Annotated in this window: 17 protein-coding genes; all 17 read left to right on the forward strand. The window is 51.4% G+C overall.

The window, feature by feature from the left end; all coding sequences use genetic code 11:
- Window positions 1–17 precede the first annotated feature (17 nt).
- A complete protein-coding gene (locus ACFQ0N_RS05200) occupies window positions 18–818 on the forward strand; it encodes a phosphatidate cytidylyltransferase (protein ID WP_379323523.1) in 801 nt (266 codons plus the stop codon).
- A 15-nt stretch (window positions 819–833) separates the two neighbouring features.
- Window positions 834–1976, forward strand: coding sequence for a 1-deoxy-D-xylulose-5-phosphate reductoisomerase (locus ACFQ0N_RS05205; protein WP_379323525.1), 1143 nt, complete (start codon window positions 834–836; stop codon window positions 1974–1976).
- A gap of 77 nt (window positions 1977–2053) precedes the next feature.
- Window positions 2054–3331: an RIP metalloprotease RseP gene (rseP, locus tag ACFQ0N_RS05210; RefSeq protein ID WP_379323527.1), complete on the forward strand. Its 1278-nt coding sequence runs from the start codon at window positions 2054–2056 to the stop codon at window positions 3329–3331.
- Window positions 3332–3340: 9 nt separating this feature from the next.
- Window positions 3341–4789, forward strand: a complete 1449-nt coding sequence (gene proS, locus ACFQ0N_RS05215; protein ID WP_379323529.1) for a proline--tRNA ligase — start codon at window positions 3341–3343, stop codon at window positions 4787–4789.
- Window positions 4790–4957: 168 nt separating this feature from the next.
- Window positions 4958–9271 carry a PolC-type DNA polymerase III gene (locus ACFQ0N_RS05220; RefSeq protein ID WP_379323531.1) on the forward strand — a complete coding sequence of 1438 codons (4314 nt, stop codon included), beginning with the start codon at window positions 4958–4960 and terminating at the stop codon, window positions 9269–9271.
- Between the two features lie 437 nt (window positions 9272–9708).
- Window positions 9709–10170 carry a ribosome maturation factor RimP gene (gene rimP / locus ACFQ0N_RS05225; RefSeq protein WP_379323533.1) on the forward strand — a complete coding sequence of 154 codons (462 nt, stop codon included), beginning with the start codon at window positions 9709–9711 and terminating at the stop codon, window positions 10168–10170.
- A gap of 65 nt (window positions 10171–10235) precedes the next feature.
- Window positions 10236–11333 (forward strand): transcription termination factor NusA, encoded by a 1098-nt coding sequence (gene nusA, locus ACFQ0N_RS05230; RefSeq protein WP_379323535.1) that lies wholly within the window; start codon window positions 10236–10238, stop codon window positions 11331–11333.
- A 33-nt stretch (window positions 11334–11366) separates the two neighbouring features.
- Window positions 11367–11678, forward strand: coding sequence for an RNase P modulator RnpM (gene rnpM, locus ACFQ0N_RS05235; RefSeq protein ID WP_379323537.1), 312 nt, complete (start codon window positions 11367–11369; stop codon window positions 11676–11678).
- The gene (locus ACFQ0N_RS05240) at window positions 11671–11994 is read left to right on the forward strand and encodes a YlxQ family RNA-binding protein (RefSeq protein WP_379323539.1); all 324 of its coding nucleotides are present in this window, start codon (window positions 11671–11673) and stop codon (window positions 11992–11994) included. The genes rnpM and ACFQ0N_RS05240 overlap by 8 nt, the downstream gene beginning before the upstream one ends.
- Complete coding sequence (infB, locus tag ACFQ0N_RS05245) at window positions 11987–14710, forward strand: translation initiation factor IF-2 (RefSeq protein WP_379323541.1); 2724 nt, start codon at window positions 11987–11989, stop codon at window positions 14708–14710. Before ACFQ0N_RS05240 ends, infB begins: the two co-directional genes overlap by 8 nt.
- A 7-nt stretch (window positions 14711–14717) precedes the next feature.
- On the forward strand, window positions 14718–15074 hold the full coding sequence (gene rbfA, locus ACFQ0N_RS05250; RefSeq protein WP_379323543.1) for a 30S ribosome-binding factor RbfA: 357 nt from the start codon (window positions 14718–14720) through the stop codon (window positions 15072–15074).
- Entirely contained in the window at window positions 15071–16069 is a 999-nt protein-coding gene (locus ACFQ0N_RS05255) for a DHH family phosphoesterase (RefSeq protein ID WP_379323545.1), read from the forward strand. Before rbfA ends, ACFQ0N_RS05255 begins: the two co-directional genes overlap by 4 nt.
- Complete coding sequence (gene truB, locus ACFQ0N_RS05260) at window positions 16066–16986, forward strand: tRNA pseudouridine(55) synthase TruB (RefSeq protein ID WP_379323547.1); 921 nt, start codon at window positions 16066–16068, stop codon at window positions 16984–16986. The genes ACFQ0N_RS05255 and truB overlap by 4 nt, the downstream gene beginning before the upstream one ends.
- A gap of 29 nt (window positions 16987–17015) precedes the next feature.
- The gene (locus ACFQ0N_RS05265) at window positions 17016–17969 is read left to right on the forward strand and encodes a bifunctional riboflavin kinase/FAD synthetase (RefSeq protein ID WP_379323549.1); all 954 of its coding nucleotides are present in this window, start codon (window positions 17016–17018) and stop codon (window positions 17967–17969) included.
- Window positions 17970–18158: 189 nt separating this feature from the next.
- Complete coding sequence (gene rpsO, locus ACFQ0N_RS05270; RefSeq protein WP_379323551.1) at window positions 18159–18428, forward strand: 30S ribosomal protein S15; 270 nt, start codon at window positions 18159–18161, stop codon at window positions 18426–18428.
- 286 nt (window positions 18429–18714) lie between these two features.
- On the forward strand, window positions 18715–20811 hold the full coding sequence (gene pnp / locus ACFQ0N_RS05275) for a polyribonucleotide nucleotidyltransferase (RefSeq protein WP_379324273.1): 2097 nt from the start codon (window positions 18715–18717) through the stop codon (window positions 20809–20811).
- 129 nt (window positions 20812–20940) lie between these two features.
- The gene (locus ACFQ0N_RS05280; protein ID WP_379323553.1) at window positions 20941–21939 is read left to right on the forward strand and encodes a polysaccharide deacetylase family protein; all 999 of its coding nucleotides are present in this window, start codon (window positions 20941–20943) and stop codon (window positions 21937–21939) included.
- Window positions 21940–21955 lie beyond the last annotated feature (16 nt).

The raw sequence follows: 21955 nt of genomic DNA on the forward strand, positions 1-21955 counted from the left end.
GAGTGTGTCGGACAAAAGTGAAACAGCGAATCGTAACGGGAGCGATCGGCGGCGTAATTTTTATTGGCTTAACAATTGTTGGACAGTGGTATTATTATGGCTTGATTTTGTTACTGGCACTGATCGGCTATGCGGAATACGTCAGAATGAATGGATTGAAATGGACGCATCCGGCTTCATTGCTCGGTTTTGCCGGAATGCTGGTTATGCTTGTGCCGTGGCGTGAGCTTGGCATTGGCGAGCCGTCTGCCGTACATATGCTGTGGCTGCTAATGTTTTTGCTGCTGGCAGTTACGGTTGTTACTAAAAATGCAATGACGATCGATGGCGCGGCCTTAATGCTGCTCGGCTCCTTGTATATCGGCTATGGCTTTTATGCGATGTTTGCCGTACGCAATGGCGAAGTGCACGGACTGCTGACAACGTTAATGGCATTCGCTGCCATCTGGTCTTCGGATATTGGCGCTTATTTTACTGGGAAAGCAATCGGCAAACATAAGCTGTGGCCGTCAATCAGTCCCAATAAAACGGTTGAAGGATCGCTCGGCGGGGCGGTTCTTGCAGTTATCGTCGCGCTTCTGTTCGCGCTCTTCGCGCCTGATGTTATCAGTGTGTGGCGCGCGCTGCTCATCGGCGTGATAGCTGCCGTAGCCGGACAATTCGGCGACTTGATTCAATCGGCCTATAAGCGTGTAAGAGGCATAAAAGATACGGGTACACTTTTGCCGGGACACGGTGGTGTATTGGACCGGTGTGACAGCTGGCTCATTGTATTCCCGCTTCTGCTTATGACAGGGCTTTTGCCGCTGAACGGATAGAGAGGGATGGGTAAGATGAAAAAAGTGACATTGCTCGGTTCAACGGGCTCGATCGGCACGCAGACGCTGGATGTCATTGCGCACGACCCGGAATCGTATGAGGTAGACGGGCTGGCAGCCGGCAGCAATGTGGAGCTGCTGATCAAGCAGGCCAAGCAATTCAAGCCTAAAAAAGTTTGCTTGTCTACGAAGGAGCTGGCTGCGGAAGCCGCTCTGCATCTGCCGGACGGAATCGAAGTGCTGCATGGCCCCGAAGGGCTCGTGGAAATTGCTGCAGACAACGATTCTGATACAGTCGTTACTGCGATTATCGGCAGCCGCGGACTGCATGCGACGATGGCGGCAATCGATGCCGGCAAGCAAATTGCCCTGGCCAATAAGGAAACGTTGATTACAGCCGGCCATCTGGTCATGAAGCTGGCCGCGGAGCGCGGAGTTGCAATTTTGCCGGTGGACAGCGAGCATTCGGCGATTTTTCAATGCTTGAATGGCGAGCGCCGCGGAGAGATCAAGCGGATCATACTGACAGCCTCGGGCGGCTCGTTCCGGGATAAAACAAGAGCTGAACTGGAAGGGGTAACGGTAGAGCAAGCGCTGGCCCATCCGAATTGGTCAATGGGCGCCAAAATAACAATCGATACCGCGACAATGGTGAATAAAGGGCTGGAAGTGATTGAAGCGCATTGGCTGTTCGGCATTGAGTATGAGCAGATTGGTGTTCTGATGCATCCAGAGAGCATCATTCACTCATTCATCGAATTTGTAGACAATAGCAATATTGCCCAGCTGGGCTTGCCGGATATGCGGGTGCCGATCCAATATGCGCTTACTTATCCGAACAGGCGCCCTACTCCGACCGAATCGCTTGATCTGGCGAAAATCGGACAATTGCACTTCCGCGAAATGGATCTGAACCGATTCCCTTGTCTGCGAATGGCTTATGAAAGCGGCAAGGCGGGGCGCTCGGCGACGACGGTGTTCAATGCGGCCAATGAAGTGGCGGTTGCGCGCTTTTTGGCGGGAGAGGTGTCCTTCCTTGACATTGAACGCATTATCGGGACTGTACTGGAGCGGCATGACGTGACGGATGTTCCAGATTTGGCTGCCATTGCCGAGATGGACGGCTGGGCGCGAAAAGAGGCTGCAGCAGTCTGCTGAACGGGGTTCTCTTGTAACGGACGTAAGAATAATGATAATCTATGTACAGGCCGTTACGAACAGGAGGCGCTGAATCGATGCATATTATACAAGTCGTCTTTATGACAGTACTTGTTTTCTTCGTGATCGTAACGATCCACGAATGGGGACACTACTTTTTTGCGAAGCGCGCAGGAATATTGGTAAGGGAGTTTGCGATCGGATTCGGTCCGAAGCTGCTTTCTATCAAGCGCGGAGAAACACGCTATACTTTGCGTCTTGTACCGGCCGGCGGATTTGTCCGTATGGCGGGCGAGGACCCGGAGCTCGTCGAGATTCAAACCGGCCAGACGATCGCCGTCAGAGTTAAGGACGGTCTTGTGACCCGCTTTTACTTGGACCGGCTGGATGAGCGATCCAATGTCATCCGCGGTGAAGTGGAGCAGATTGATATTGAAGAACGCCTTACCGTAACCTTGTCAGTAGATGGTGTAAGCGAAACTTTTCAGGTTCACCCACAGGCGCTAATGATCGCCAAAGGGAGAGAAACGCAAATTGCGCCGAAAGACCGGCAATTCGGCAGCAAGACGGTTGCTCAAAGGGCGCTGGCGATTGCCGCCGGTCCAATCATGAATTTCGTGCTTGCTTATGTGCTGTTCTTCGTCTACTTTCAAATGGCTGGCGTCGCGATGGAAAATCCCGATCGCATTCTGGTAGGCAAGCTGTCGGAAGGGATGCCGGCGGCACAGACCGATGTCAAGGTCGGCGATGTGATTGAATCCGTCAATGGGGTTAAAATCGGCAGCGATTTCGATAAAATGATCGAAATCGTCAGCAAGTCGCCCGGCAAGCCGGTGGAGTTCGTCTTTATACGAGACGGTCAGCCCATCAAGCTGAAAATAACGCCGCAGCCGGAAGCGGAGACAGGAGACGGCAAGGTCGGGATTTATCCGGCTGCTCCGACAAGAGCGGTAGGTTTCGGCGAGACGTTCGGGCTTGCCGGCAAAGCGATGAAAAATATGTCGATCAGCATATTTGAGGGCTTGAAGAAGCTGGTAATCGGCGATTTCAAGCTGGATGATTTGGGCGGTCCGGTGCGTACCGCGCAGGTGACGAGTGAAATTGCCAAGCAAGGTATTGTGCAGCTGACCTCATGGGCAGCGCTGCTCAGCCTGTACCTCGGCATATTCAATCTGCTGCCGATACCGGCGCTGGACGGCAGCCGCTTGATTTTCCTCGGCGTCGAGGCGCTGCGGGGAAGGCCGGTTGATCCGAACCGCGAGAGCATGGTCCATTTTATCGGCTTTGCAATGCTGATGCTGCTGATGCTGGCGGTCACATATAATGATATTTTGCGATTGGTTAGAGGGGAGTAGTTGTCGTTCATGGCGAAGGATAAGCAATTTGTTACGGAAATTACGCCGCAGGGCGAAGATTTTTCCAGATGGTATATCGATGTCATAAAAAAAGCTGATCTGATGGACTACTCGCCGGTGCGCGGCTGTATCGTGTTTAGGCCGGAAGGATTTGAGCTGTGGGAAAATATCCAGCGTGAGCTGGATCGCCGCTTCAAAGAGACGGGCCACCGCAACGCGTATTTTCCATTGTTTATACCAGAGAGCTTTTTTCAAAAAGAAAAGGAGCATGTGGAAGGCTTCAACCCTGAGCTGCCTTGGGTAACCGAGGCAGGGGGAGAAAAGCTGGAGGAGCGGCTGGCCATTCGCCCGACATCGGAGACGATTATCGGCCATATGTATGCCAAATGGATTCAATCCTATCGGGATTTGCCTGTGCTTATTAACCAATGGGCGAACGTAGTGCGCTGGGAGAAGCGGACGCTCCCATTTTTGCGGACGAGCGAATTTTTGTGGCAGGAAGGCCACACCGCTCACGAGACGGAAGAGGAAGCCCGTCAGGAAACGATGCAAATGCTAACGATTTATCGGGAGTTTGTAGAGGATTTTCTGGCGATTCCGGTTATTGCCGGCCAAAAGACGCCGTCGGAGAAATTCGCCGGTGCGGTCGATACGTTCTCGATTGAAGCGATGATGAAGGACGGCCGGGCTGTTCAAGCAGGTACCTCGCACTTCATGGGTACGAACTTCTCCGTTGCTTTCGATATTAAATATTTGGATCGCAGCAATACGCTGCAATTTGCACATACGACCTCGTGGGGCGTATCCACGCGTTTGATCGGCGCCTTAATTATGGTGCATGGCGATGATCGCGGCCTTGCGCTTCCGCCAAAAATTTCGCCGACACAGGTCGTTATGATTCCAATCGGACCGGCCAAAACGCGCGAACAGGTTGTCGGCCGCGTAGACGAGCTATATACACAGCTGAAAAAAGCGGGCATTCGCGCCAAGGTAGACGACCGCAGCGACGTGAGCCCGGGATGGAAGTTCAATGAGTACGAAATGCGCGGCGTTCCGGTGCGGCTGGAGCTTGGGCCGCGCGATATGGAAAACGGACAAGTCGTGCTTGTCTCGCGGATCTCAGGGGAGAAACGGGTTGTTGCCCAGCAGGATCTTGTTGCTGAAGTCGAGCGTATGCTGGCAGACATTCATCAGGAGATGTTTAACCGCGCCAAACAGTTCCGTGAGGAGCATTCCTACTCTGTGGAAACTTTGGACGAGATGAAGAAGCTGCTGGAAGGCGGGCGCGGCTTTACGACAGCCGGCTGGTGCGGTTCTGCCGCTTGCGAGCAGCAGGTGAAGGAAGAAACCGGCGCGACAAGCCGCAACATTCCGTTTGAGCCTTCAGAAGATAAAAGAAAATGCCTGGTATGCGGTGACGAAGCCAAGCATACGGTTGTTTTTGCTCGCGCCTACTAAACCGCAGCAGGACAGCGAATACGTGAAGAGACAGTATGCCGCGATGAAAATCGCGGTCGTGCTGTTTTTAGACCTTTTCGGTTCAAAAAGCTGCCGAAGGATGAAGTGCAGCCGGCTGCTTTTTTGAACATCTTCAGCGTAGGAAATTTTTCATCGGGGGAGGAAAAGATGGGCCACACCGGGGATAAACGGGAGCGGTTCGAGCTGCTCCTGAAGCAAGCCGGGCTGCCGGAGCAGCTCACGAATGAGCATTTTGCAGACGGTTTTATTGATAAAGTGATCGTAAGCCGGAACAACCGGGAATGGACGTTTTGCATTGGCAAATCGTCATTAATTCCATTAGCGGCAATAGAAGCTTTCTGCGAATCGGTGCGTACAAAGTTTGCCCACATCGCTTCTGTTGCCGTCACGTTCCAATTTGACAGTCAAGTTTCAACCGATCAAATTTTGCTTGCTTACTGGCCGCTTTTTGTATCTTGGGTACAGCAGCAAAATCCGTCGGTCAACGGCTGGCTGAGCAAAGCGAAAATGGAAGCGGCGGATGGATGTATCACCTTATCGATGCTTGACGAAATCAGTATGGAGATGGCGCGGAAAAAACGGATTGACGAGCTGGCCGTATCGTATTACAAGGAGCGCTTTTCCAGAGAATGCCGCATTAAGCTGGCCGTCATGGCATCCAATCAGGAGATTTTCGAAGCCTTTAATCAAAAACGCGATGAGGCAGAGCGAGAGGTTATTGAACAAATGATGTCGAGCGTCGCCGCCGCGGCGGAAGCGCCGGCCGTCGAAGAAGGCGAAGTTCCGCTCATTGTCGGCTATGATATTCGGGAGGTTCCGACTCCAATTATGAATATATTGGAGGAGGAAAAGAAGATTACGGTGCAGGGCACTGTGTTCGGTCTTGACTCAAAGGAGCTGCGCAACGGCAGTACGCTGTTCATGTTCAATGTAACAGACTTCACTGACTCGATCGCAATGAAGATGTTTGCCAAAACAAAAGAGGATGTCAAGGTGCTCAGCCAGCTGGCAAACGGCAAATGGATCAAGGCGCGGGGGCGTGTCGAATACGACCGCTTTATGATGGAGCCGGAGCTGGTCATGATGCCATCCGACCTGCATGAAATCGTAGCGCCATCCGAACCGGTCGACGATGCGGAGGAAAAACGGGTCGAGTTCCATCTGCATACGACGATGAGTACGATGGATGCCGTGACTTCGATCGATACTTATATTAAAAATGCGGTTAAATGGGGGCATAGCGCAATTGCCATTACCGATCACAGCAATGTGCAGTGCTTTCCGGAGGCGGCCAAATCGGCCAAAAAGCATGGGATTAAAGTGCTTTACGGGTTAGAAGCCAATGTTGTGAACGACGCGGTGCCGATGGTGATGAATCCGCGGGAGGAGCCGCTGCAGACGGCGGAGTACGTCGTATTCGACATCGAGACGACCGGCCTGTCGATCATCAATAACAAAATTATTGAGCTCGCCGGCGTCAAAATGAAGGAAGGCAAGGAAATCGACCGTTTTTCAACCTTTATCGATCCGCACGAGGACATACCATACCATATTCAGCAGCTGACCAATATTACGAACGAAATGGTCCGCGGCGCTCCGGAGCTGGAGCCCAAGCTGCGCGAATTCATTGATTTTGTCGGCGATGCGGTACTGGTCGCGCATAACGCCCGCTTCGATATGGGCTTTATACAGGCCTCCTGCAAAGCGTTCGGCATGCCGGAGCTGACGAATCCGGTGCTGGATACGCTTGAGCTTGCCCGTTTTCTGCATCCGACCTTGAAAAACCACCGGCTGAATACATTGTCGGCAAAATATAAGGTGAGTCTGGAAAGCCACCACCGGGCGGTTGATGACTCGGTGGCGCTTGGCGGCGTATTATTCGGTCTCATTGGCGATGCGGCGAGCCGCAACATTGTCGGCCTTCATATGCTGAATGATTATGTCGGGCTTGATTTATCGAACTCGCGCCCTTTCCATTGTTGTATTTATGCGCTCAATGCTGTCGGCAAAAAAAATCTGTTCAAGCTGATCTCATTATCTCATACCGAATATTTCAAACGCGTTGCCTGCATTCCAAAAAGCAAGCTGACAGAGCTAAGAGAAGGGCTGCTGGTCGTATCCGGCTGCGAGAAGGGCGAATTTTTTGAAGCTGTGCTCAATAAAACGGTAGAAGAAGCCGAAGACATCGCGCAATATTATGATGTGCTGGAAATTCAGCCGGTAGGCTTTTATATGCATTTGGTCGATAAAGGGCTGGTCGGCAGCCGCGCCGAAATCGAGCAGGCGCTGCGCCGGGTTTGCGAGATTGGCGACAAACTGAACAAGCCGGTTATTGCTACTGGCAACGTGCATTATTTGAAGCCGCGGGACAAAATTTTCCGCGATATTACGATTCATGGAATTACGGGCTTTAGTCCGCTTAAAGATATCCGCAAGCCCGACGCCCACTTCCGCACAACGAAGGAAATGCTGGGAGAATTCGCTTTTCTCGGCGAGGATCGTGCCTATGAGGTCGTCGTGAAAAATACGCGCGAGCTATCCGAGCGCTTTGAACCGTTCGATATGTTCCCGAAGGAGCTGTTTACACCGATTCTCGAAGGGGCGGAGGAAGAGATCCGTTCGACCTGCTACGGCACAGCAAAAAGGCTGTATGGGGAAAATCCGCCGGAGGTCGTTGTACAGCGGCTGGAGAAAGAGCTGGTGCCGATTATAAAATACGGCTTCTCCGCCAACTATCTGATTTCCGAACGACTTGTGAAAAAATCGAATGCCGACGGTTATCTTGTCGGTTCGCGGGGGTCGGTAGGCTCTTCGGTCGTAGCCACCTTCCTCGGCATATCGGAAGTAAATCCTCTGCCGGCGCATTATATGTGCACCAATGAGGAATGCAAGTACAGCGAGTGGTTTTTGGACGGCAGCTATCCATCAGGTTTTGACTTGCCGGACAAGCTCTGTCCGCAATGCGGCAAGCCGCTCAAGGGCGAGGGGCAGGACATTCCGTTCGAAACTTTCCTTGGCTTTAAAGGCGATAAAGTGCCCGATATCGACTTGAACTTTTCGGGAGAGTATCAGCCGATTGCGCATAACTACACCAAGGTGCTGTTTACAGACAAATGTGTGTTCCGGGCCGGGACGATCGGCACAGTCGCCGAAAAAACGGGCTATGGCTATGCGAAAAAGTACCAGGAAGACAACGACAAAAAATGGCGCGGCGCCGAGCTGTCCAGGCTGGCCAGCGGCTGTACGGGCGTGAAGCGCAGTACAGGGCAGCATCCCGGCGGGATTGTCGTCGTGCCCGACTACATTGAGGTCGAGGATGTAACGCCGGTGCAATACCCGGCCGATGACGTCAATGCGGAATGGAAGACGACGCATTTTGATTATCACGCCTTTGAGGAAAATTTGCTCAAGCTTGATATTCTCGGTCACGATGATCCGACGATGATGCGGATGCTGCAGGATCTGACGGGCATTGATCCGACGACGATCCCGATGAATGACCCGAAAGTAATGAGCTTGTTTAATTCGACGGATGCGCTCGGCGTTAGGCCTGATCAAATCCGATCGCCTGTCGCTACATATGGTGTGCCGGAGATGGGAACAAAGTTTGTGCGGCAAATGCTTGAGGAGACGAAGCCGTCTACCTTTGCGGATTTGCTGCAAATTTCCGGCTTGTCCCACGGAACGGGCGTCTGGCTGGGCAATGCGCAGGAACTGATTAAAAACGGGACCTGTTCGATCAAAACGGTTATCGGCTGCCGGGACGATATTATGCTTTATCTCATTTATAAGGCGGGAATGGATGCCGGATTGGCCTTTAAAATTACGGAAAGCGTGCGTAAAGGGCGCGGACTGACGCCGGAATGGATCGAAGAGATGAAGAATTGCAAGGTTCCGCAGTGGTATATCGATTCCTGTCTGAAGATCGAGTACATGTTTCCGAAGGCGCATGCTGCCGCATATGTAATTTCTGCGGTGCGCACCGCGTTCTTTAAGCTTTATTACCCGATTGAATTCTACGCGACGTATTTCTCTGTCCGCGCAGAGGATTTTGACTTGGATGTGCTTTGTCAGGGCTATGATGCTATTTTGCGTAAACTGCAAGAAATTGAAGCCAAAGGCTTCAACGCAACGCCGAAGGAGAAGAGCTCGATCTCGCAGCTGGAAATGTCGCTGGAGATGACGGCGCGCGGCTTCACATTCAAACCGATCGATTTGTATCGGTCGGAAGCGACGAAGTTTATCGTTGATGGGACGTCGCTCATTCCTCCATTTTCGGCCATTGCCGGTATCGGCGACAATGCGGCGCGCAATATTGCCGCTTCCCGCGAGCACGGCGAGTTTTTGTCCATTGAAGACTTCCAGCAGAAGTCGAAGGCGACGAAGACGATCATTGAAGTTTTGAGCGGAATGGGCTGTTTCCGCGGACTGCCGGAATCGAATCAGCTTTCGTTGTTTTAAGCGTTGCCGGTTCAGTTCAACCGCCAGGTTTCAGACAAACTGGCGGTTGTCACATTGGCAGGGTTATGGTATACTCTTTCTGGCAATGATGATGATAGTAAACTTTTCGCAGAAGAGTGGGGAAACCCACTCTTTACGTTTTGTCCGCACCTTTTTTGTTATATAAGAAAGTATAGGTTTCACCTTATACACGGCTTATATTTCTAAGGGAAGAAACTTGGCGATGCGCCAAGGACGGCGTCAGCCGTTTCTTCTTGTTGTGCGGGACAATTTTTGCGGTTCGCCAGTTGGCGCGTGAATGCCCGTTTGAAGGGTTCCGCTTCCGGTTTGCGAGGGGCACCCGCAAAGCTGCGGTCAAAGTATGACTAATGATAGTAAATAGGGCAGGAGCCAGCTCGCCTGCAATTTAGAGAATCGCAACAGGGAGGAACGTCTGTTTGAGCACACCGAGAATCAAGACCATCGTTGAAGAAATGGTTCGCCCATTTCTCGATAGCAATGGATTTGAACTGGTTGATGTAGAGTATGTGAAGGAAGGGAACAACTTCTTTCTCCGTGTCTTTGTAGACAAAGAAGGCGGTATTGATATTGACGAATGCGCCCGGATCAGCGAATATTTGAGCGAAAAGCTGGATGAGAACGACCCGATTCCGGATGCTTACTTTTTGGAAGTGTCCTCGCCGGGAGCGGAGCGGCCGCTCAAGAAGGCGCACGATGTCGAGCAGGCGGTAGGCAAACATGTGTATGTCACTACATATGAGCCTGTTGACGGAGGGAAGGAGTTCGAAGGCAAGCTGGCATCGTTTGACGGCGAGCAGCTCGTTATCGAGATTGGCAAGAAGCAGGTTGCAATTCCATATGCGAAAGTGGCAAGCGCACGACTGGCAATCGTATTTTAGCGATTGCCGGTCCGTGCCGGCCCTCAAAAATACGGGAACTAATTGAAAGGGGGAACTCGTTTCCAATGAGCACGGATTTTATTGATGCATTGTCGGAAATCGAAAGGGAGAAGGGCATTGCAAAAGATGTATTGCTAGAAGCTATTGAAGCAGCGCTAATTTCCAGCTATAAGCGGAATTTCAACACGGCGCAAAATGTCCGCGTCGATATTAACCGCCATACAGGCTTGATCAAAGTTTATGCGCGCAAGACAGTTGTGGAAGAAGTGCTCGATCCAAGACTGGAAATATCGATAGAAGCATCTCGCGAAATTAATCCGCATTATCAGCTGGATGATGTGGCCGAGATTGAAGTTACGCCTCGCGATTTCGGACGGATTGCAGCCCAAACGGCGAAGCAGGTCGTTACACAACGGATTCGCGAGGCAGAGCGCGGCCTGATATACAATGCATTCATCGATAAAGAAGAGGATATCGTTACCGGTATCGTACAGCGGCAGGATGCGCGGAATTTATTTATCGATTTGGGCAAGGTGGAGGCGGTAATGCCGCTGACTGAGCTGATGCCGACTGATAAGTTCAAGCATCTTGATCGCGTGAAATCGTTCATTACAAAAGTGGAAAATACAACCAAGGGACCACAAATTTTTCTGTCCCGGACACATCCCGGCTTGCTTAAGCGTCTTTTTGAGCTGGAAGTGCCGGAAATATACGATGGCGTTGTTGAAATTCGCTCTGTAGCGCGCGAGGCTGGCTTCCGTTCGAAGATTGCTGTACATTCACGCAATCCGGAGGTCGATCCTGTAGGATCCTGCGTAGGACAAAAGGGGCTGCGGGTGCAGACGATCGTGACAGAGCTGAAAGGCGAAAAAATCGATATCGTGCGCTGGTCCGAAAATGTGGATGAATATGTGGCGAACGCATTAAGCCCGTCTAAGGTGCTCGAAGTAATCGTTTACGAGCAGGAGAAGATGGCGCGCGTAATTGTTCCCGACTATCAGCTGTCGCTGGCGATTGGCATTAAAGGGCAAAATGCGCGTTTGGCTGCCAAGCTAACCGGCTGGAAAATCGATATTAAGAGCGAGACGCAGGCTGAGCAGGAGTTTGGCCGACCTAAATCGCCAATGAGCACGATGCATCAGGATTCCGTCTCTATCGACTAACAGAGCTTTAAGCGATAAGGAGGGGATGAACGGGTGAGACAGCGGAAAATACCATTGCGCAAATGTGTCGCATGCCAGCAAATGATGCCAAAAAAAGAGCTGATTCGCGTCGTGAAAACACCTGACGACCAGATTCTCATTGACTTGACCGGCAAAAAAGCCGGGCGCGGCGCTTATTTATGCGGCAAAGTAGAATGTTTCAAGCTGGCCAAAAAAACAAAAGCACTGGACCGCGCATTGAAGCAGCCGGTCGGGGTAGAGATATACGATCAGCTGGAGCAGGATTTTATCAAAGTTGAAGAGACGTTTCTCGCTAACAAAAAGCAGGCGAATGATGATGAATAAAACATTGTCATTGCTTGGAATGGCGATGCGGGCGGGCAAGCTGGTCACTGGTGATGAGACAGTACTGAAGGCAGTTCGGCAAGGCAAGGCAAAACTGGTCATTGTAGCTGGCGATGCGTCCGATAATACGAAGAAAAAGTATCGGGACAAATGCAGTACTTACGGCGTTGCGGTCAAGGAATTGTATGATCGCGTGACGCTAGGACAGGCGATCGGCAAAGAGGCACGAGTAATTATTGCTGTGATGGACGCTGGGTTTTCGTCAAGTATACAACGAAGTTTAAGCCAATCTTCGGAGGTGGAGTATATTGACTAAACAACAGGATAATAGCAAGGACAATAAAGATAAATTGCGCGTGTATGAATATGCGAAGTCGCTTAATATGAGCAGTAAGGAAATTATTACGATCTTGAAACGGCTTGACTTGCCAGTCAACAACCATATGAGTGTCATGGAAAATGAAATGGTAAGCAAGGTGGAGGGCTTTTTCCGCGACATCAAATCAAATGCCGCGGCGAAGCGGGCTCAGGATCATGTCGCAATATCCGGTGCGGCGGCAACGCAGCAACCGCAAAGCGAGCCGGGCAAGTCCGGCCAGATGCAAGGCAACAAAAATTCAAACCAGGAACGACAGGGGAATATGAACTCAACTACAACTAATCCAACATCAAATTCGAATCAAAATTCGAATCAGCAGCGTTCCGCGCAAGCGGGCAGCGGTCGTCAAGGACAAGGCGGAGGCCGTCAGGGACAATCGCAAGGTCCTCGCAACGGGCAAGGCGGAACTAGTCGTCAAGGTCAAGGTCACAATAACAATCAAGGCGGAGGACGGAACCAGCAGCAAGGCGCGGGCCGCGGTGCGCAAGGCCAGCAAGGAGGCGGACAACGCCCGCAAGGCCAGCAAGGAGGCGGACAGCGTCCACAAGGCCAGCAAGGAAGCGGGCAGCGTCCGCAAGGCCAGCAAGGAGGCGGACAGCGTCCGCAAGGCCAGCAAGGCAATCGTCCGAATCAAGCCGGTCAAGGAGGCGGACAGGGATTTGGACAAAGCCGCCAAGGCGGCGCAGCCCGAGCGAATGAAACAGGCCGTGGAGCAGCGACAGGCGGTCGCAGCTTTGATCAGCGAGGCGCTAATCAAGATCAGGACAAGAGAAAAGGGAAGCAAGGCGGCAAGCGCTTTGATGATAACAAGCAAGGCAATTTCAGAGGCAACAACCGCGGAGGTAAGAATGGCCGCAGAGGCAATCAGGCACAGTCGGAGCGCCGTGAAAAAATCGACAATACACCGAAGAAAATTATTGTGCGCGGGGATATGACAGTAGGCGATTTAGCGAAGCTGCTCCACAAGGATGCTTCGGAAGTCATTAAAAAGCTCATCTTCCTTGGCGTTATGGCTACAATCAATCAGGAGATTGATTTGGATACTGTTCAGCTTATTGCCGGAGAGTACGGCGTCGAGGTTGAAGTGAAGATACCGGTTGAAGAGGATCAATTCGAAACGATCGAGGAAGTTGACGATGAGGCCGATCTGGTCGTCCGTCCGGCGGTTGTAACGATTATGGGCCACGTTGACCACGGTAAAACGACATTGCTTGATGCTATTCGCCATACCAGTGTAACCAATGATGAAGCAGGCGGCATTACGCAGCATATCGGCGCTTACCAGGTCGAAATCAATCAAAAGAAAATTACGTTCCTCGATACACCGGGTCACGAGGCGTTCACGCTGATGCGTGCCCGCGGTGCTCAAGTTACGGACATTACCATTATCGTCGTAGCAGCGGATGACGGCGTTATGCCGCAGACGGTCGAGGCGATCAACCATGCGAAAGCAGCGAACGTTCCGATTATCGTCGCGGTTAACAAAGTGGATAAGCCGGAAGCTAATCCGGATAAAATCAAGCAAGAGCTGACTGAGTATGAGCTCGTTCCGGAGGAGTGGGGCGGCGATACGATCTTTGTCAATGTGTCGGCTAAGAAGCGGATGGGTCTTGAGGACTTGCTGGAAATGATTTTGCTCGTAGCGGAAGTAAATGACTACAAAGCGAATCCTAACAAGCGCGCGCGCGGTACGGTTATCGAAGCCGAGCTGGACAAAGGGAAAGGCCCGGTTGCGCGGATTCTTGTGCAGCACGGTACGCTTAAAGTCGGGGACGCATTTATTGCCGGCAATTGCTTCGGGCGCGTCCGGGCAATGGTCAACGATAAAGGCCGCCGCTTGAAAGAAGCGGGACCGAGTACGCCGGTCGAAATTACGGGCTTGACAGAGGTGCCGCAAGCAGGCGATCCGTTCCTCGCCTTTGAAGATGAGCGTAAAGCGCGAGCCATTGCCGAGCGCCGTGCAATCAAACAGCGTCAAAGCGAACTGGGTGCGCAGACGAGAGTTACGCTGGACGATTTGTATAAACATATTAAAGATGGCGAGATTAAAGAATTGAACGTCATCATTAAGGCGGACGTTCAAGGTACTTCCGAAGCGCTTAAAGGATCACTGGCGAAAATCGATATCGAAGGCGTGCGGGTTAAAATCATTCACAGTGGCGTAGGCGCGATTACGGAATCGGATATTAACCTCGCTTCGGCATCCAATGCCATCGTAATCGGATTTAACGTTCGACCTGAATCACAGGCGCAAGCTGCTGCAGAGCAGGAACAGGTCGATATTCGACTACACAACATTATTTACAAAGTTATCGATGAAATCGAACATGCGATGAAAGGAATGCTGGAGCCGGTGTATAAAGAGGTTGTAACCGGTCAAGCGGAAATTCGCAATCTGTTCAAAGTGAGCAAGGTCGGTACAATTGCCGGCTGTATGGTAACAAGCGGCAAAATTTTAAGATCGGCAAAAGCGCGGCTGATCCGCGAAGGGGTCGTCGTGTTTGAAGGTGAAATCGAGTCGCTGAAGCGTTTCAAGGATGATGCCAAAGAGGTTGCTCAAGGCTACGAATGCGGCATTACGCTTGAGCGTTACAATGATTTGAAAGAAGGAGACACGATCGAAGCCTACGTCATGGAAAAAGTAGAGAGGTGATGAACGCGTGGCAAAAATTCGCGTTGGACGTGTCGGCGAGCAGTTGAAAAAAGAACTGAGCCAAATTATTCAAACAGAATTGAAAGATCCGCGTATCGGTTTCATAACGGTAACCGGTGTGGAGGTTACGAGCGATTTGTCCCAGGCGCGTGTCTTTTTGAGCGTGCTTGGCAATGATGAGCAGAAGGAAGCTACCCTGAAGGCGCTGGCAAGCGGGAGCGGTTTTATCCGCTCCGAGCTGGGCAAGCGGATCCGTTTGCGCCATACCCCCGAGCTTCAATTCAAGTTCGACAGCAGTATTGAATACGGAAGCCGAATCGAATCCTTGCTTGGCGAGATTAATGAAGGAGAACGGGGGCAATGACGGCGGAGCAAGCCGCGGCTGCTTATGCGGGCAGTCTGGATGATGCGCTGTCGTTTATTAAGAGCGGCGAACGATTTCTGGTCGTCTCGCATGTTCAGCCCGATGGCGATGCCATCAGTTCTACTCTTGTGATTGCCTGGCTGCTCCAGCAGCTGGGCAAACAAGCTGTATTGATGAATGAAGGGGCGGTTCCTGCGCGCCTTCATTATTTGGATGGCGCTGACACGATTGTTAACTATTCCGAGCAGGCGCCGGAGGAGAAATTTGATCGTATTATTTCAGTAGATTGCGCTGACGCCAGAAGAATCGGGCGCGTCGCCGAAAGCTTCGGCGCAGCTGCGCGGCTGCTCAATATTGATCATCATCCTACCAATGACGCGTTTGGCGCGGTCAATTTGCTTCGGGCGGATGCCGCGGCAACGGTCGAAATATTGTACGACTTGATTGAACGCGCCGGACTCGCGCTCGATCAATCTGTCGCCACTGCGATCTATACGGGGCTATTGACCGATACAGGCGGTTTCCGGTATTCCAATACGACGCCGCGCGTGATGCACATTGCGGCAGCGATGCTCAGCCTTGGCGTGCCGGGGCATCAATTGGCGGATTATTTGCTGGAACGAATGACAAAAGCGCAGCTGCTTATTTTGCAGCGCGGATTGAATCAACTGACCTTCTCTGAAGATAACCGCATCGCATGGCTTACCGTTACCGCAGCTGATATGGCGGATACCGGCGCCTCTGGCGAGGATCTCGAAGGCTTGGTCAATTATGCGCGCAATGTTGAAGGAGTCGAGGTAGGGCTGCTGTTCAAGGAAGCGGGCGAAAATCAAGTGAAAGTGAGCTTGCGCTCGGCCGCTCAGGCGGATGTTGCGGCAATTGCGCAGTCCTTTGGCGGCGGCGGTCATGTTCGCGCAGCCGGCTGCAAGCTTGAGACTTCGATCGATCATGCGGTGCAGCAGGTTGTACAGGCTGTGAAAGAGGCGCTGAAATGATGGATGGCATCTTGGTTGTATGGAAGCCGGCCGGTTGGACGTCTCACGATGTGGTGGCCAAGGCGAGGCGGCTGCTTCGCGTCAAAAGGATCGGTCATACAGGAACGCTTGATCCGCAAGTAACAGGCGTCCTGCCATTATGTATCGGCAGAGCGACGAGAGTCGTAGAATATGTGCAGGAACGGCCGAAAACTTATGAGGCAACGCTATGTCTGGGTGTAGCGACGGATACAGAGGATTTGACGGGCACGATCATCGATTCGGTACCGGAGGTTCGCATCACGGAGGATGAGGTCCGCCAGGCGCTGGCTTCTTTTGTCGGTGAGATCGAGCAGGTGCCGCCGATGTATTCCGCTGTGCGGGTCGACGGCAAACGATTGTATGAGCTGGCGCGCGAAGGGCAAGTCGTAGAGCGCGCTGCCCGCAAAGTGAAGATTTATAGCCTGAATTTGCTTTCGTTTGAGGACAAGGGGCCGCATCCGCGAATCCGTTTCTCCGTCGAATGCTCCAAAGGCACATATATCCGCACACTTTGCGTAGATATCGGCAAGCGGCTCGGTTTGCCGGCGGCGATGGCTGAGCTTGTCCGAACGCAGTCCGGAGGCTTTGTGCGGGAGCAATGCCTGACATTAGAGCAGATTGAACAATTGCAGGCAAACAATAGTCTTGCCGATAAACTCATTCCTGCAGATGCAGCGCTGTCGCATATGCCGAAAGGCATCGTTAGCGATTTGGCGGCAACACAAGCATTTCAGGGGAAACCGGTCGATCAAGGGCAAGTGGAGTGGGCTGGAAAGGCCGAACCCGGTGAGATCGTTCGCTTATACGGGCACAGCGGCCTGTTTGTCGGCCTTTTTCAGTCCGGGACGGAATCCAGCCTACTTAAACCGATCAAAGTTTTTACACCTATTGAATAATAGTGAAGACCATAAAGCAGGTGCGAACTGTGGAAATCATACGATTGCATTATCCGCTGCAAGGGCTTGATGCGGAAACGCAGCGTCCGAAATCGGTCGCAATTGGTTATTTTGACGGTGTTCATCGCGGGCATCAAAACGTGATCAAGCAAGCGGTAAAAGCAGCACATGAGAACGGGATGGAAGCGGCTGCCATGACCTTCCACCCGCACCCAAAGGAAGTATTAGGCAAGGGCGATCAATATATAACTTGTCTTTCCCCGTTAGAGGAGAAGATGGAACGATTTCGCGCATTAGGCGTCGATATTGTTTACCTTGTCCGGTTCGATAAGAGCTTCGCTGCTGTAAATCCGGAGTCATTCGTAGCGGAGTTTCTGCGGCCGCTGCATGTCAAGCGGATCGTTGTCGGCTTTGACTTTACATTCGGCGCCCGGGGGGCGGGCACAGCAGAGACGCTGGTGGAGCTGGCCAAGCCCGATATGGAAGTTGATATCGTCGAGGCGCTTGTGATGAAAAACGGTGATAAAGTAAGCAGCACGCACATCCGCGCAGCGTTGTCAGAAGGTCAGCCTGAAGTTGCCAGAGAGCTGCTGGGCGCGCCGTATACAATTGCGGGCACAGTAGTGCGCGGGGATGGCAGAGGGCGTTCTATCGGCGTTCCTACAGCCAATCTCGGCTTAAGCGAAGCTTATGTCATACCTAAACTAGGCGTTTATGCCATTGAGACAGAGCTGGCGTCTGGAGAATGCATACCTGGCATTTTGAATGTAGGCGTCAAGCCGACCTTTCATGATCATCTGCCGGAGCCGGTGATGGAAGCGCATCTGTTTGATTTTGATCGCGATATATATGGGCAAATATTAAAAGTTCGTTTATTGACCTATATACGCGCAGAACGGAGATTCGGTTCTGTCCAGGAGCTTATCCAGCAAATCGGGAAGGATATTGCCGAGGCGAAAAATGCGCTGGCAGCGATGAAGTAACGAATTAATGTTGCTGACTCAGCAACTAGAAGTTTACTTTTGGTTATGCGATATGCTATACTACTATTCGTTGCGTGCTTGGGCATACTAACCATATTCCCGCGCAGCGAGAACCTTTGCTTGGCGCGCCCGTTCTCACCGACGGCTTGCGAGGCAAATGGCGATTAAGATAGAAGGAGGTGAACGAGGATGGCACTTACACAAGAGCGTAAACAAAGCTTGATCGAAGAGCACAAAACCCATGCGAACGATACTGGTTCTCCAGAAGTTCAAATCGCTATCCTGACGCAAAATATTTTGAATTTGACAGAGCATCTTCGGGAACATAAGAAAGATCATCATTCCCGCCGCGGTCTGCTCAAAATGGTAGGTCAACGCCGTAAGCTGTTGGCATACTTGAAAAATAAAGACGTCAAACGTTATAGCGCATTGATCGAAAAGCTCGGCCTTCGCCGATAAGATGCGAGGACACAAAGCAACCTGGTTGTGCCTGTCCGGGGATACCGGAATTTGGCAGAGCTAGGTTGCTTTTGTAACGATTGGGGTTAATTTTCGAAGATGATGTATGTCTTCATCAGAAATATGAGAAGCTGTAAGATAAGCAGTATTGGAATGATCTTTCTTGATGGCAGGATATTGCAGGGTATCTGTCGAATGTGAAGATTGTCAAGAAACATGCTGTCCGGGTCCGGAGGGATCACAATAACGGCGGCAGCGAGGAGGGTTTTATTTGCATCGTGTAGAGATGATGCTTGGCGGACGGCCATTAGTTTTGGAAACCGGGCGACTGGCGAAGCAAGCCAATGCAGCAGTAACAGTACGTTATGGCGAGACGGTAATACTGTGTACAGTAGTTGCCTCCAATGAGCCGAAAAATTTGGACTTTTTCCCGCTGACTGTAAATTATGAAGAACGGTTATACGCAGTGGGCAAAATTCCAGGCGGTTTTATTAAACGCGAAGGACGTCCAAGCGAAAAAGCGATTTTGGCAAGCCGTCTGACGGATAGGCCGATCAGACCTTTGTTTCCTGAAGGATTCCGCAATGAGGTGCAAATTGCCGACATCGTCATGAGTGTAGACCAGGATTGCCCGCCGGAAATTGCAGCTATGATCGGCACTTCCGCAGCGCTGGCCATCTCTGATGTCCCATTCAACGGTCCGATCGGCGGCGTAATTGTCGGACGGATCGACGACCAGTTTATTATTAACCCGACCATTGAGCAGGAAGCTAAAACAGATATTTTTGTGACAATCGCCGGCACGAAGGATGCCATCATGATGGTGGAAGCGGAAGCGAGTGAGGTTTCCGAGGAAGTCATGCTGGAAGCGATCATGTTTGGACATGAAGAAATTAGAAAGATTGTAGCTGCGATTGAAGAATTGCAGGCCATTGCCGGCAAGGAAAAGATGGAAGTGCAGTTGCATGCAGTGGATGAGCAAGTAAATGAGCAGGTTCGCGCATTTGCAGCAGCGCGTTTAGTTGAAGCGGTCCGTATCCATGAAAAGCATGCCCGTCAGGATGCAATTGATGCAATCAATGCAGAGACGGTAGCGCATTTTGAAGTTGAATACGCAGAAACGCCGGAGCTTCTGGGCGATGTGAAGGAAGTACTCTACGATATCGTCAAAGAAGAAGTGCGCCGTCTGATTACGCATGACAAAGTTCGGCCAGATGGACGGGCCTTGAATGAAATTCGGCCAATTGAATGCGATGTAGCCTTGCTGCCGCGTACGCACGGTTCGGGTCTGTTTACGCGCGGTCAAACGCAAGCGTTAAGTATTTGTACGCTTGGGGCTCTGGGTGATGTACAAATTTTGGATGGTATTGATCTGGAAGAAACAAAACGGTTCATGCACCATTACAATTTCCCGCCATTTAGTGTAGGCGAGGCAAGACCGCTCCGTCCGCCGGGACGCCGCGAGATCGGCCATGGCGCATTGGGCGAGCGCGCCTTGTCCAAAGTGATTCCGTCGGAATCAGAGTTCCCTTATACGATCCGCCTCGTGTCGGAAGTGCTGGAATCGAACGGTTCGACAAGCCAGGCGAGTATTTGTGCAAGCACACTGGCAATGATGGATGCCGGGGTTCCGATTAAAGCGCCGGTAGCCGGTATTGCAATGGGCTTGATTAAAGACGGAGATCATTTCTCAATTCTGTCCGACATTCAAGGTATGGAAGATCATCTGGGTGATATGGACTTTAAGGTGGCGGGTACAGCTAAAGGCGTAACTGCTATTCAGATGGATATTAAGATTGATGGCATCGATCGTGCGATTTTGGCACAGGCGCTTGATCAGGCACGTGAAGGCCGGATGCATATTCTTGGCAAAATGCTGGAAATCATGCAGCAGCCGCGCACTGAATTGTCGCCATATGCGCCTAAGATCGTTATTATGCAAATCAATCCGGACAAGATCCGCGATGTAATTGGAGCAGGCGGCAAAATCATCAACAAAATCATTGATGAAACCGGCGTGAAAATTGATATCGAGCAGGATGGTAAAGTATTTATCGCTTCCTCGGATCAAAAAGCAAACGAGCGTGCTAAGGAAATTATTGAAGGGATCGTACGCGAAGTTGTTGTCGGTGAAATCTATTTAGGTACAGTGAAGCGGATTGAAAAGTTCGGTGCCTTTGTGGAAATTTTGCCGAATAAGGACGGGCTTGTTCATATTTCCCAAATTTCAACCGAGCGTGTAGCGAAGGTTGAGGATGTGCTGCAAATCGGCGATCAAATTACGGTTAAAGTAACCGAAATCGATAATCAGGGACGGATCAATTTGTCGCGTAAAGCGGTGCTTGCCGTTCAGGAGCCGGCACAATCACCAGCACAATCATAGGAAGCTTAATCTCTTCCATCCTAATACAGGATAAGAAAGAGCCAGATTATATCTGTCTCTTTTTGTTTTCTCATACATAAAGGTAGCCAAGCTCTAATATGATGGAAAGGAGGAAAGGTGGGGCGGACGATGGATTATAAAAAGCTGCTGGCAATGGCAGTTGTAGCTGTGCTGTTAGTATCTTTCATTATTTATAATGAGCATATGGCCGCTTTTCGGAATGAAGTGAAGTCAGGTCGGGTGTCACTTACGAGCAGCAGTTTTTTGTCATATGATACCGATAGCGACAGCGAGCTGCTGCAGCGCATTAGGCGGGAGGCGATCAAGCTGCGCATTGCGCCGATTGATGCCAGAGTCGACCGGATTTGGCGGGCGATTCCGGGTTATAATGGCTTGGAAGCAGATGTGGAAAAAACATATATAGCGGCGCGCAACCTCCCGGCAGAAGCGCCGATTCCTTGGGTTTACCGCGAGGTAACGCCGAAAGTGAGCCTTGATGATCTCGGCAGGGAGCCGATTTATCGAGGAAATCCGCAAAAAAAGATGGCAGCTCTTATGATCAATGTAGCATGGGGCAATGAATTTTTGCCGCCGATGCTACAGACGCTGCAGGAGGAGAAGGTCAAGGCCACTTTTTTTCTGGACGGCTCGTGGTTGAAGAAAAATGCGGATCTGGCGCGGCTGATTCAAGCCGACGGGCATGAAATATCGAATCATGCCTACTCTCACCCGGATATGAAGAATTTGTCCCGCAGCGCAGCTTATGAGCAGATCGCCAAGACAGAAGCGCTGCTTAAATCGACACTCAGCGTCTCCAACCGTTTATTTGCCCCGCCTTCGGGATCCTTCAATAAAATGACAGTCGACGTTGCTGCCGAGCAAGGTTTGAAAACAGTTTTATGGACGCTCGATACGGTTGATTGGAAGCATCCGCCGGCTTCGTCTCTCGTACAAAAAATAAAAACACGGGTTGAGCCTGGGTCGCTGATCCTAATGCATCCAACCGATTCTTCCAGCGAAGCGCTTAAAGGGATGATCCAGGCCATCAAAAATAAAGGGCTGGCGCTGGGAACTGTGAGCGAGCTGCTTTCACCAAATCGCGTGGAGGCAGTTGAGACTGGACATTAATTTTGTTATAGTGAAG

Origin of the sequence: Paenibacillus sp. GCM10027626, from assembly GCF_042676285.1 — a bacterium.
Classification (GTDB): Bacteria; Bacillota; Bacilli; order Paenibacillales; family Paenibacillaceae; genus Paenibacillus_Z.

Coding starts and splice junctions, on each gene's coding strand:
- ACFQ0N_RS05205 (WP_379323525.1), top strand. CDS start 834: ATGAAAAAAGTGACATTGCTCGGTTCAACGGGCTCGATCGGCACGCAG.
- rseP (WP_379323527.1), top strand. CDS start 2,054: ATGCATATTATACAAGTCGTCTTTATGACAGTACTTGTTTTCTTCGTG.
- proS (WP_379323529.1), top strand. CDS start 3,341: ATGGCGAAGGATAAGCAATTTGTTACGGAAATTACGCCGCAGGGCGAA.
- ACFQ0N_RS05220 (WP_379323531.1), top strand. CDS start 4,958: ATGGGCCACACCGGGGATAAACGGGAGCGGTTCGAGCTGCTCCTGAAG.
- nusA (WP_379323535.1), top strand. CDS start 10,236: ATGAGCACGGATTTTATTGATGCATTGTCGGAAATCGAAAGGGAGAAG.
- ACFQ0N_RS05240 (WP_379323539.1), top strand. CDS start 11,671: ATGAATAAAACATTGTCATTGCTTGGAATGGCGATGCGGGCGGGCAAG.
- ACFQ0N_RS05255 (WP_379323545.1), top strand. CDS start 15,071: ATGACGGCGGAGCAAGCCGCGGCTGCTTATGCGGGCAGTCTGGATGAT.
- truB (WP_379323547.1), top strand. CDS start 16,066: ATGATGGATGGCATCTTGGTTGTATGGAAGCCGGCCGGTTGGACGTCT.
- rpsO (WP_379323551.1), top strand. CDS start 18,159: ATGGCACTTACACAAGAGCGTAAACAAAGCTTGATCGAAGAGCACAAA.
- pnp (WP_379324273.1), top strand. CDS start 18,715: ATGATGCTTGGCGGACGGCCATTAGTTTTGGAAACCGGGCGACTGGCG.
- ACFQ0N_RS05280 (WP_379323553.1), top strand. CDS start 20,941: ATGGATTATAAAAAGCTGCTGGCAATGGCAGTTGTAGCTGTGCTGTTA.